Origin of the sequence: Kosakonia oryziphila (assembly GCF_900094795.1) — a bacterium.
Taxonomy (GTDB): domain Bacteria; phylum Pseudomonadota; class Gammaproteobacteria; order Enterobacterales; family Enterobacteriaceae; genus Kosakonia; species Kosakonia oryziphila.
In genome coordinates this window covers 53,049-65,306 of the sequence record NZ_FMBC01000002.1, presented here as the reverse complement: position 1 = coordinate 65,306, position 12,258 = coordinate 53,049, and the positions used below count along the sequence as shown (strand labels likewise).

Annotated in this window: 7 protein-coding genes, 1 tRNA gene, 1 other RNA gene and 1 pseudogene; 7 read left to right on the top strand and 3 right to left on the bottom strand. The window is 49.9% G+C overall.

Features of this window, described 5'->3' with window-relative positions:
- The first annotated feature begins 43 nt into the window (after nucleotides 1–43).
- From GA0061070_RS01580 to GA0061070_RS01565, 4 genes are all read left to right on the top strand, one after another.
- A complete protein-coding gene (locus GA0061070_RS01580) occupies nucleotides 44–475 on the top strand; it encodes an organic hydroperoxide resistance protein (RefSeq protein ID WP_007369567.1) in 432 nt (143 codons plus the stop codon).
- 207 nt (nucleotides 476–682) lie between these two features.
- On the top strand, nucleotides 683–2,365 hold the full coding sequence (eptB, locus tag GA0061070_RS01575; protein WP_090133078.1) for a kdo(2)-lipid A phosphoethanolamine 7''-transferase: 1,683 nt from the start codon (nucleotides 683–685) through the stop codon (nucleotides 2,363–2,365).
- A 91-nt stretch (nucleotides 2,366–2,456) separates the two neighbouring features.
- Nucleotides 2,457–2,533, top strand: a tRNA-Pro gene (locus tag GA0061070_RS01570).
- A 37-nt stretch (nucleotides 2,534–2,570) separates the two neighbouring features.
- Nucleotides 2,571–2,703, top strand: a non-coding RNA gene (locus tag GA0061070_RS01565) — RtT sRNA.
- Between the two features lie 203 nt (nucleotides 2,704–2,906).
- Here the strand turns inward: GA0061070_RS01565 and GA0061070_RS01560 are convergent.
- The 3 genes from GA0061070_RS01560 to GA0061070_RS01550 all read right to left on the bottom strand — a co-directional run bounded on the left by GA0061070_RS01560 (nucleotide 2,907) and on the right by GA0061070_RS01550 (nucleotide 6,961).
- Nucleotides 2,907–4,958: an SGNH/GDSL hydrolase family protein gene (locus GA0061070_RS01560; protein ID WP_090133076.1), complete on the bottom strand. Its 2,052-nt coding sequence runs from the start codon at nucleotides 4,956–4,958 to the stop codon at nucleotides 2,907–2,909.
- 85 nt (nucleotides 4,959–5,043) lie between these two features.
- Nucleotides 5,044–5,301 carry a bacteriocin immunity protein gene (locus GA0061070_RS01555; protein WP_090133073.1) on the bottom strand — a complete coding sequence of 86 codons (258 nt, stop codon included), beginning with the start codon at nucleotides 5,299–5,301 and terminating at the stop codon, nucleotides 5,044–5,046.
- 1 nt (nucleotide 5,302) lies between these two features.
- Entirely contained in the window at nucleotides 5,303–6,961 is a 1,659-nt protein-coding gene (locus GA0061070_RS01550; protein WP_090133071.1) for an S-type pyocin domain-containing protein, read from the bottom strand.
- A gap of 536 nt (nucleotides 6,962–7,497) precedes the next feature.
- Here GA0061070_RS01550 and GA0061070_RS01545 point away from each other — a divergent pair.
- The 3 genes and pseudogenes from GA0061070_RS01545 to dppB all read left to right on the top strand — a co-directional run bounded on the left by GA0061070_RS01545 (nucleotide 7,498) and on the right by dppB (nucleotide 12,257).
- Nucleotides 7,498–8,793, top strand: a pseudogene (locus tag GA0061070_RS01545) (IS4 family transposase).
- Between the two features lie 701 nt (nucleotides 8,794–9,494).
- The gene (gene dppA / locus GA0061070_RS01535; protein ID WP_090133069.1) at nucleotides 9,495–11,102 is read left to right on the top strand and encodes a dipeptide ABC transporter periplasmic-binding protein DppA; all 1,608 of its coding nucleotides are present in this window, start codon (nucleotides 9,495–9,497) and stop codon (nucleotides 11,100–11,102) included.
- Nucleotides 11,103–11,237: 135 nt separating this feature from the next.
- The gene (gene dppB / locus GA0061070_RS01530; RefSeq protein WP_007369570.1) at nucleotides 11,238–12,257 is read left to right on the top strand and encodes a dipeptide ABC transporter permease DppB; all 1,020 of its coding nucleotides are present in this window, start codon (nucleotides 11,238–11,240) and stop codon (nucleotides 12,255–12,257) included.
- Nucleotide 12,258: the final 1 nt, after the last annotated feature.

Below are 12,258 nucleotides of genomic sequence, written 5' to 3'. Positions count from 1 at the left end.
TATCCTTATTGGTCAGGTTCTTCCCTACTGAAGGAGTCTATAGATGTCTTTAGAAAAAGTAGTTTATCGCGCGAAAGCAAAAGCAACCGGTGGCCGTGATGGCCGTGCTACTTCCTCTGACGGTGTTCTGGATGTAAAACTTGGCGTACCCAAAGAGATGGGGGGTGCTGGCGGTGAAGTTACTAACCCGGAGCAGCTTTTTGCCGCAGGTTATTCAGCCTGTTTCCTTGGAGCGCTGAAACATGTTGCCTCGGTAGAGAAAAAGAAAGTACCGCAGGATGCTTACATTGAAGGGCAAGTTGGCATTGGCCCACTACCGACCGGTTTTGGTATTGAAGCACAACTGGATATTCACCTGCCGGGCATGGATCATCAGGAAGCTGAAGCGCTGGTGCAAAAAGCCCATATTGTGTGTCCTTACTCCAATGCAACGCGTGGCAACATTGACGTAAAACTTAATGTTATTACCTCGTGATAGCGCCTTTTAGTGCTAATTTTCTAACACCAGCCATGTATTTATAAAATATATGGCTGGTTAAGCTTTCCGCATGACACTTTCCCGCCCCGTCATGGTCTACTTACCACGCTTCAGAAGTTTCCACTGTTAACTTCCGCTGCCAATTAATAGCCTGCCTGCGTCAGGTTTTTTTCCTTTTAGCTATTTAGTTGTCGAGTTGCTTGCATGAGTTATATCAAAACAATGACGCAGCAGAAGCTGAGCTTCCTGCTCGCGTTATATATCGGTCTGTTTATGAATAGCGCGGTTTTTTTCCGTCGGTTTGATGGATATGCGCAATCCTTCACTGCGTTGAAAGGTATCTCCGCAGTTGTCGAACTCGTTGGGACGGTGCTGGTCACTTTCTTTTTATTACGTCTGTTGTCGCTGACGGGACGCCGTATCTGGCGCGTGCTGGCTTCGTTGGTAGTGTTGTGCTCCGCGGCTGCCAGCTATTACATGACGTTTCTCAACGTGGTGATTGGCTATGGCATCATTGCTTCGGTGATGACCACGGACATTGATCTCTCCAAAGAAGTTGTGGGCTGGCAGCTTATTGCCTGGATGGCGGCAGTGAGCACGCTGCCGTTGCTGTTGATTTGGGGCAACCGTTGCCGCTTTACGCTGCTGAACGAACTGCGTACGCCGGGGATGCGCATTCGCAGCCTGGGTCTGGTGCTGTTGGCGGGGGTGCTGGTCTGGGGACCAATCCGCCTGCTGGATATGCAGCAGGAACGGTTTGAGCGGACATCAAAGGTTGATATGCCGAGCTACGGTGGGGTAGTGGCGAATTCCTATCTTCCGTCAAACTGGCTCTCTGCGCTGGGGCTGTATGCCTGGGCACAAGTGGATGAATCCTCCGGCAATAAATCGTTGATCAACCCGGCGACGAAGTTTACCTATGTCGCGCCGAAAGATATTGATGATACCTGGGTGGTATTCATTATTGGTGAGACCACACGTTGGGATCATATGGGGCTGCTGGGTTACTCCCGCGATACCACGCCGAAGCTGGCGAAGGAGAAGAACCTCGTGGCGTTTCGTGGTTACTCATGCGACACCGCGACCAGGCTCTCTCTGCGCTGTATGTTTGTTCGTGAAGGCGGTGCGGAAGATAACCCGCAGCGCACACTGAAAGAGCAAAATGTCTTTGCCGTGCTTAAACAACTGGGTTTCGCCAGTGATTTGTACGCCATGCAGAGTGAGATGTGGTTCTACAGCAATACCATGGCCGACAACATCGCTTATCGCGAGCAGATTGGCGCTGAGCCGCGTAACCGTGGCAGAAGCGTGGACGATATGCTGCTTGTCAATGAAATGCAGAATTCGCTGGACAATAAATCCGCAAGTAAGCATTTGATTATTATGCATACCAAAGGCTCACACTTTAACTATACCCAGCGTTATCCGCGCAGCTTTGCGCAGTGGACGCCGGAGTGCGTCGGCGTCGATGACAAGTGCAGCAAAGCAGAGATGATCAACTCCTTCGATAACTCCGTCATCTATGTGGATCACTTTATTGATAGCGTGATTGATAAGATGCGTGACCGGAAAGCGATCATTTTCTATGCTGCTGACCACGGAGAGTCGATCAATGAAAAGGAACATTTGCACGGTACGCCGCGCAAAATGGCACCCCCGGAGCAGTTCCGCGTGCCGATGATGGTGTGGATGTCCGACAAGTATCTTGAAGATCCGCAAAAGGCGCAGATGTTTGCCCGGCTTAAGCAGCAGGCAGCGTTTAAAACGCCGCGTCGTCACGTTGAACTGTACGACACTATTATGGGTTGCCTTGGTTATACCTCGCCAAATGGCGGGATTAACGAGAACAATAACTGGTGCCATTTACCGACTCAGGCGGCGAAGTAAGCGCTCTGCTGGCTTTATCGCCAGTCAGTATGCTTTTTTACATTAGGGGATTGACGGGGTAGCTTCACGGCAGTAAGATGCGCCCCGCATTCGGTGATTGGCGCAGCCTGGTAGCGCACTTCGTTCGGGACGAAGGGGTCGGAGGTTCGAATCCTCTATCACCGACCAAATTCAAAAAAGCCCAACCGCAAGGTTGGGTTTTTTGCTTTCAGCCCTCAAAAAGAGGATGAGAACCTCCGGGGGAAGAGGTTCGACTCGAGCAACGCGAGAGAACGTTGCTTCAGCAACGGCCCGCAGGGCGAGCCACATAGTGGCGAGTAATCCTCTGGCACCGACCAAATTCAAAAAAGCCCAACCGTAAGGTTTAATGCCAGTCACTTAAGCATTTTATGAATAAAAATTCATATTAATGCTCAGAGGGATAACGAAGAAATCAGGTTTACCGTCCCGTTTCCTTTCATCTGAGACCTGAATTTCAGGTCTCGATTCCTTAAGTGAGCAGCATTACGGCATAGCCGGAGGATATTTATTTCGTTAATGATTACAGCATTGAATTAAAACGCTCTACCATCTTATGTGCAATCCGCTCAGAGCCTGCGTCATTCGGATGTAAGTTATCAAGTGTGAACTGTGACAGGTTATACAGATTAACCCCGCTTTCGTTGAACAGATCACAGACCGGTACGGAAAACACGGAACACACCTCTTTGATGGCCTGAACGTACTGCTCCAGTTTAACTCCGGCACCATTCGCCGCCGGATACACCACCGTTTGCCCTGCGACATTTCCACGTTTCAGCGGAGTGCTGAAAACCACTGGCACTTCAGGTTTGAGGGTGAAAATCGCATTCAGCACATAAAATACATCGTAGTAGAATGATTTTCCTGATGCTTCATCATAGTCCGCTCGGCAATCGGCAAGCGTACCCAGAGGACGATTACCGCCGTAATCATTTGTCCCCCCGAATACCGAAATCAGGTCTGCACTGGCAATGGTCTCAGCGGTAAGCTGGCCCGACATCGTTCTGATCCCCTGTCCCGGTACGCCGTAGTTTGCCAGCGTCGTCAGTCCGGTTTCTTGCAGGACAAACGGAATATAGAAACCGCTGTAGGTAATGGAGTCCCCGAGCCAGAGGACTTTTTTCCCCTGACCAGGCAACGCATTGCTGCTGCCACCAAACGGGATATACCCTGTCTGTTCTGCATCCCCTTCCGTTACCATCAGTGCTTCCAGGCGATTAACTGGCGTGACCTGAAATTGCACAAACCATGCACCTTCCGGCACCGAAACTGGCGTACGTGCCGAACTGCTGTAGTCTTTTGAACCGGAAATAAACTGACCGCTGGCATTGTAGAAGCACAGGGAGTTAGTACCGAAGGAAGAGACAAAGTGGCCGCCAGGTGTCACCGGGATAAGACCGGTGATGGCATACGTGGCATTCTGGCCCACAGCACCATTCTGATATGAAACGGTATAACCCACCTGAGCGCGGCTCTTGTCAAAGATATTGCGCCCTGCCGGCAATGCCGCATTGAGGGTGCTGCGGGAAATCTGCAACGATGTCTGCGTGATGTCCTGTTTGTTAGGGGCACCAAAAGGGACATAATCCGCTGGCATATCGCTGCCGTGCAACAACATCAGTGTATCAGCACTGTTCAGCGGGGTTGCATGCATCCGGATGTATGCCGCATCCGCAGGCGTGGTGAACGGTGTGTTGGTGTGAATGCTGAGAACATCCACTTTTTTCAGGGTTACATCGTAACAGCAGACCACGTTACTGGCCCTGTTGCAGATGTAGGTTGCCAGCGGTACCACAGGAATAAAATCAGTCACATAATAACTGGTGTTGGCAGTCACAGAGCCGTTGGTTGACAGGGCATAACCCATCAGCACTTCGTTTCGGTTGACCAGGTTAGCGCCCGGAAAGTTTTTGTTGAATAACTCCACAGTCTGCTGGTGAGACTTCAGATCCTGGCGGTACCAGTCACGCCAGCCATAGCCCATATAGACCGATGGTGCGCTGGTGCCTTTGGTCAGTACCTGCGTATCAGCCCCCGTTGATAGCGTCTGGGAAAAGCGAACAAAAAACGTTCCCTCTGGTGTGGTGAATGGCGTGTTGGCGTCCACCGCACCGGCATAGCTGATGAACTTTTTGTCAAAGCCATAAAACGCCAGATGGGCAACCTGTTTTGTAAAGACATATTGCGCGTTATCCTGCACCGGCAGCATGTCACTGGCGAAGTAAGCTGCATTGGCAGACAACGCTCCTACCGTATTGACGTATTTCCCTTCGGTGATCCTGCTGGCATCAAACAGGTTAAATACCTGAGGGCCCCGGCCACAGATTTCATACAGAGAATGGATTTCGTTTTTTACGTACTGCCCGCCAATGGTTTCAGCAACTTCGACAGCTTTTCCGGAGATCTTACGGTAATACAGAAATGCATTACTGGCCTCGCTGCCCTGAGGGACACGGAAATATTCATTCTCATTCGTTTCTTTCAGACCAGCGTCAACAGATTCATAGGTAAAATAAGAAGAATCATAACTCGCTACAACCATATCGGTTTTTTTCATAACATCATCAGACATATAAAGCTCCTTTTCAGGGATAAGTTCACCCCTGCGCAATGTATAAACATTGCGCCTGAGGCATTACATTAATATCAGTCAGGTATTATTCAGGTTTAAATCCGGGTTTGCCATTGGCTGCCCGCCATTCTTTTATTGTGTTAATAATTCCTTGTGTGGAATTATCTGCGCCAGGGGCTGGGTGATAGATGACATCCCATCCATCGGGATATTCAGTGATTCGTGCAAATTCATAAATAGCTTCGCTATGTGCAGACTCTGATGGGTAGTCCACAGTTATAATTTTCGTGATGAAATTAAAAAACTCACTTTCTGTGTAATTTTCAAATTTTTTACCAGCCATCTTATTCTCCTTTATGAATTTCTATATGTCGTTTAGGTGTTACTATATTGAGATTATCCACATTATAAACATCGCCGCCATTTGATATCTCGGTTTTGTGGTGAAGTTCCATTTTAATACGCTTACCTGCCGCATCTTTGAATAGAGCCAAGGGAGCATGACCTTTTTTCAGAACTTCAATATCATATGAATTGAACTGCTTACTTAAATCAGGATCTGCACCTACAGCTTTCCATAACGCCCTACGGAATGAGTCAAAACTACTGTACGTTTTCCCACGCAACTTATCAGCTACCTGTTTGGGAATCGGCGCACCTTCACCTTCGCTAGCGCCTCCGAGCCAGTTGTCTCCAACAGATTTGCCTTTTCCGCCAACTGTCCCAGGCATATTTCTGGGACTTCGGAACATCACATAAATTGGCCTGAGTCCCGAATCTGGCGGAAAGATCAGGATAATATCATTAAAATCATTGTCCAGAGGCCAGGGCGTTGGCAGGACATCATTTGTCGGTACTGTCCCATCACCATCATAATCTCCCGTACTGACCACCAGCTCTGGTAAAGCAACGGGTCCCGTCAGCGCTGTTGGTCCATTTACACCAGGGGCATCAGCAGGACTAATCAGAATGGTTTGACGGGGGACGCCCGGGATATCGGGAAGAGCATAACTGTAATACCCTGTTTGCTCATCTTTTACAGCTTTCGCGACGTTGACACTACCTGTAACCGGAGATCTGACAAGATTGAGGCTGAGTTTATTTTCCTCATCCATATCAAGTGACCCACGAACCGGCATTGCAACAGGTGTTCCCGTTTCATATGCTTTTTCCAGCTCTGATACATCCGGCAATCCCATGGTATCGCCGGGGATCATGGCGCTGACGTCTCGGCCTGGAACCAAATCGCTCCCTACGCCAACTGAAGGGGTATAGAACAACGCAGTGACTACAGCCGTGACTGGCCCGACAATGGACGCTGTAGCAATCCTGTAGAGCCATGCGAAAGCTGCCATTAACCGCGAATGTATCACCGCTGCAGGTGTACCTGTATATGAAATCCCCCCCAGCCCGGCCAGAGCAAAACTGACCGGGGATGCCTCGATACCGGAAGTAACAGCAATCCCCCGGACAGCCTGAATATCCTGAGAAAAAAGCCGGGCCTGCGCGGCAAGTCGTTGTTGCTTTTGCTGTTCCAGTTCAGCATTTTCGCGTGCTTGCTCCGCAGCAGCAGCAGCCTCTTCAGCGGCTGCTTTATCCTCGCTACTGGCGGCTTCAGCAGCTTTTTTGGCGGCTTCTTCGGCTTGTACAGCATCCAGTAAATCCTGTGATGCTTTTGCAAATTTTGCCGCTTCCGAGTCACCGTAAGGGACAAATATTTTAAGATAATAATTATTTTTATCATCGCCGGAAATAAGACGATAACCCCAGTACCCCTGCCGACCATGACTGACACTCATACCAACAGTATTAATGTCGGGGTTATATGGGTCTACTGGATTTGCGCCACTACCAGAATTATTCCCACCACCTCCATTATAACCTGAGCCATCATCTACACACGATGAATGCCAATTTCCGTCAGATCCACGGTCCATTCCACACGTAATATCTATTCTTACTTCCGAACCACCACTATCACCATCATAGCTAAATCCTGGCATAGTTTATATTCTCCTTTATAGCGTTGAGTAAAATTTATCGATATTTAATATAAGTAGTCCCTCCTGTTTCCACAGGTGATGTGTAATTAATAATTGATACTGTTTTATATGCAGCACCTGTATTGGTTATTCTGGTCAACTACTTTATCGATAAATAATCATGTCTCAATCAAAAATGTGTGTTCTGTGCCAGAAACAACAAGGTGAAATCATTAGAATATGTTACTTTAGTATTTAATTAACGCTCGTGATGTATTGATATGACTGGTGTTTAAAGAGGTTGGTTGATGCTTTTATTATTATGGCAATTTAATAAATATTAAATTTGTAAGTTGTAACCCGGATTTATAATGTACATACCCTAAAGTTTTTATAACAAAACGCTATTTCTGGAATATTGTTATTTTGGGAAAAAATTAAAGCGTAAATTCTCCCAATAAATTGCTTTACACTCAGAGATAGTAGGTTGAAGGCGCGCATACAGGGGGCAGTTTGGATATTGGAAATCCGTGTACGTTAAGAGCATTATTTAACCAGTGGTGTGCCACAAATTTACCCCGCATGAATTCGCGGCACCCGCAGATCTGTTCTCTCCCGAACTGATTGATGAATGTCTGGCAGATACCGGTGTCGTCACGCTCCGTAAGCGCCGCCTTTCCATGGAAATGATGGTCTGGGCGGTCACCGGAATGGCGCTGTTCCGTTCTCACTCCATGAGTCAGCTCGTTTCCCATATGAATATCCTGTTGCCCGGTAACCGGCCTTTTGTCGCACCTGGTGCCGTTGTTCAGGCCCGCCAGCGGCTCGGGGAGGATGTTATCCGGCTGATGTTTGAAAAAACACGCCAGCTCTGGTTCGAAAAAACGCCCCTGTCTCGCTGGAACGGCCTCACGCTGATGGCTGTGGATGGCACCCGGTGGCGAACGCCTGACACACCAGAAAATGATGCTGCTTTCGGCCGCACAGCGAATGCGAATAAGCCATCCGACTGGCCGCAGTTACGTATGGTCTGCCAGATGGAAGTGACCAGCCACTTGTTGTCAGCCGTTGCCTTCGACAGCGTCTCAGAGACCGGTGAAACAGACCTTGCCGCAAAGCTTATCGACCAGACACCGGACCACTCACTGACGCTCATGGATAAAGGCTTCTATGCACTGGGCCTGCTGCATCGCTGGCAATCGACGGGGACAGAAAAGCACTGGATGATACCGCTGCGTAAAGGTGCCCGGTATGAGGTGAGCAGACACCAGGGAAGCGGGGATGAGCTGGTGAAACTACATCTGTCCCCCTCAGGCGAAAAAGAAATGGGCAGAGGCACCGGATACACTGACGGCAAGGCTGGTAAGTAAAGAAATAGACGGTAAAAAAGTGCAGATACTGACGTCGATGTGCGACCCGCTGAGATACCCAAAAGCGGATGTCGTCGATTTGTACAGTCACAGGTGGGAGACAGAGCATGGGTTCCGGGAGATGAAGCAGCACCTGTTGAATAATGAACTGACGCTTCGCAGTAAGAAACCGACGCTGGTACGGCAGGAACTGTGGGGTGTGGTACTGGCTTACAATCTTCTGCGGTTCATGATGGCGCAAATGGCGTACAGCCTGAAGGGAGTGGAGCCTTATCAGACAGGATTTAAACAGTCGGCGCTTTATCTGCGCAGCCATCTGCAGACACTGCCGGGTGTGGCGCCGGGGGAAATACCGAAAGTGATGGATGAGATAATGGCGATGGCATCAAGCTTCGTGCTGCCAGGACGACGACCACGGCACTACCCAAGAGCAGTAAAAAAAAGCCGCAACGCTATGCGTTACGGCTACCTTCAAAAGCTTAACTGACAAGCATTAAACCGCAAGGTCGGGCTTTATGCTTTCTTTCTGCATCCAGGAAGAAGCCTGGCGGTCGCTTCGCCTTACCGGCCTGGCGCGACCCTGTAGACCGGATAAGCGTAGCGACATCCGGCGAAATTATCGAAAATCTTCGTTATCCCCATTTCTCGCTGCCAGTCCACAATTTTGTACGATATTCCATTGTATTTTTTTATATATGGTTGGATCTTTTTTCGCGTTGCTTATGGATAATGCCAGCATTTTTCGCTGTGCGCTTTAGCGTTCACGGCATTAATCGCTCAGATAATCATCATTCTGCAAGAAATTTTTTATAATCTGCATGAAAGTTAATCACTGGATTTGAATGCTTAATAAGCGAATTATTCTACAATGGCAGTGGTAGCACAAATTTCCCTGCTGAAAATAGAGACTTGAACTTTTTTTAAACTTTGTTTACCGATTCTCACCGTCGTTGTAAATCCCGGTTACCTGTATTGACGTTTTGACATTCTGTTGACAGATTGTAGGGCATGAGGGGCATTTCAAGGAGAATCTGCACTGCAACTCAGTCAACCTTGTGAAAGGAATCCCCATCTCTCATAACGCCTCCGGGCACAACCGACCAGACCGGGTAAAAAACTAATAAAGGTCTGTCGGACATACCCATTGCATGGGTAACAACACATATCACATTGGAGCAGAATCAATGAGTATTTCCTTGAAGAAGTCAGGGATGCTGAAGCTCGGTCTTAGCCTGGTGGCCATGACCGTGGCGGCAAGCGTGCAGGCTAAAACCCTGGTTTATTGTTCTGAAGGCTCGCCTGAAGGCTTTAACCCACAGCTTTTCACCTCTGGCACCACCTATGATGCCAGCTCCGTACCGATTTATAACCGTCTGGTGGAATTCAAAACCGGTACCACGGAAGTGATCCCAGGCCTGGCTGAGAAGTGGGATATCAGCCCCGATGGTAAAACCTACACTTTCCACCTGCGTAAAGGCGTGAAGTGGCAGGACAACAAAGATTTCAAACCGACACGCGATTTCAACGCGGATGACGTGGTGTTCTCCTTCGACCGTCAGAAAAACGCTCAAAACCCGTACCATAAAGTTTCTGGCGGCAGCTACGAATACTTCGAAGGTATGGGTCTGCCTGACCTGATTAGCGAAGTGAAGAAAGTCGACGACAATACGGTTCAGTTCGTGCTGACCCGTCCGGAATCGCCGTTCCTGGCCGACCTGGCAATGGACTTCGCTTCTATTCTCTCCAAAGAGTACGCAGACAACATGCTGAAAGCCGGTACGCCGGAGAAAGTGGACCTCGACCCGATCGGTACCGGTCCGTTCCAGTTGCTGCAATACCAGAAAGATTCCCGCATCCTGTACAAAGCGTTTGACGGTTACTGGGGTACTAAGCCGAAAATCGATCGTCTGGTCTTCTCCATCACCCCGGATGCTTCCGTACGTTATGCCAAACTGCAGAAAAACGAGTGCCAGGTTATGCCATACCCGAACCCGGCAGATATCGCTCGTATGAAGCAGGACAAAAACATCACGCTGATGGAACAGGCTGGCCTGAACGTTGGCTACATGTCCTTCAACACCGAGAAGAAACCGTTTGATGACGTGAGAGTGCGTCAGGCGTTAACCTACGCGGTGAACAAAGAAGCGATCATCAAAGCGGTATACCAGGGCGCTGGCGTGGCGGCGAAAAACCTGATCCCGCCAACCATGTGGGGCTATAACGACGACGTTAAAGACTACACCTACGATCCGGAGAAGGCGAAACAGCTGCTGAAAGAAGCCGGTCAGGATAAAGGCTTTACCGTTGAGTTGTGGGCAATGCCGGTACAGCGTCCGTACAACCCGAATGCTCGCCGCATGGCTGAGATGATTCAGGCTGACTGGGCGAAAGTCGGTGTACAAGCCAAAATCGTGACCTACGAGTGGGGTGAATACCTGAAGCGCGCGAAAGCGGGCGAACACCAGGCGGTCATGATGGGCTGGACCGGCGATAACGGGGATCCGGATAACTTCTTCGCCACCCTGTTCAGTTGCGCAGCGGCGAAAGACGGTTCCAACTATTCTCGCTGGTGCTACAAACCGTTTGAAGATCTGATTCAACCGGCTCGCGCAACCGACGACCACAACAAGCGTGTTGAACTCTACAAGCAGGCTCAGGTAGTGATGCATGACCAGGCTCCGGCGCTGATTGTCGCTCACTCCACCGTGTATGAGCCGGTGCGTAAAGAAGTCAAAGGCTATGTTGTTGATCCGTTAGGCAAACACCACTTCGAAAACGTGTCTGTCGAATAATTAAGCACGATAGCTACCCTCTCTCCTCTCCGGGAGAGGGGGTAAAGCGTTTTCCCTCTGCGGAGGGAATTCCTGTTTGTGAGCAATACAGACGCGCCGCCGCCAGGCGCTGCGTCACTACTGAGAATCCGGGTTATGTTGCAGTTCATTCTCCGACGTCTGGGGCTGGTTATCCCAACGTTTATCGGTATCACCCTTCTCACCTTTGCCTTTGTCCATATGATCCCCGGAGACCCGGTAATGATCATGGCGGGTGAGCGTGGTATCTCTCCTGAGCGTCACGCTCAATTGCTGGCTGAGCTTGGTCTTGATAAGCCGCTTTGGGAACAATATGTCCACTATGTCTGGGGCGTATTACACGGTGACTTAGGCATCTCTCTGAAGAGCCGACTTCCGGTGTGGGACGAGTTTGTGCCGCGTTTTAAAGCGACGCTGGAACTCGGTATCTGCGCAATGATTTTTGCAGTCGCTGTGGGTATTCCAGTGGGTGTGCTGGCCGCCGTCAAACGTGGCTCTATTTTCGATCATACTGCGGTGAGCCTGGCACTGACTGGCTACTCCATGCCTATCTTCTGGTGGGGCATGATGTTGATCATGCTGGTTTCGGTGCAACTCAATTTGACGCCGGTTTCCGGACGCGTCAGCGATATGGTGTTCCTTGACGACAGCAATCCGTTAACCGGATTTATGCTGATAGATACCGCCATCTGGGGCGAGCAGGGCAATTTTATTGATGCCCTTGCGCATATGATCCTGCCTGCCATCGTGCTCGGTACCATTCCGCTGGCGGTGATCGTGCGTATGACCCGCTCCTCTATGCTGGAAGTGCTGGGTGAAGATTACATCCGTACCGCGCGCGCAAAAGGGCTGACCCGCATGCGCGTGATCATCGTGCATGCGCTGCGCAACGCCATGCTGCCGGTGGTGACGGTTATCGGCTTGCAGGTCGGCACGCTGTTGGCGGGCGCGATCCTGACGGAAACCATCTTCTCCTGGCCGGGTCTGGGGCGTTGGCTGATTGATGCGCTGCAACGCCGTGACTATCCGGTGGTACAGGGCGGGGTATTGCTGGTCGCGACGATGATTATCCTCGTCAACCTGCTGGTCGACCTGCTCTACGGCGTGGTGAACCCGCGTATTCGGCATAAGAAGTAAG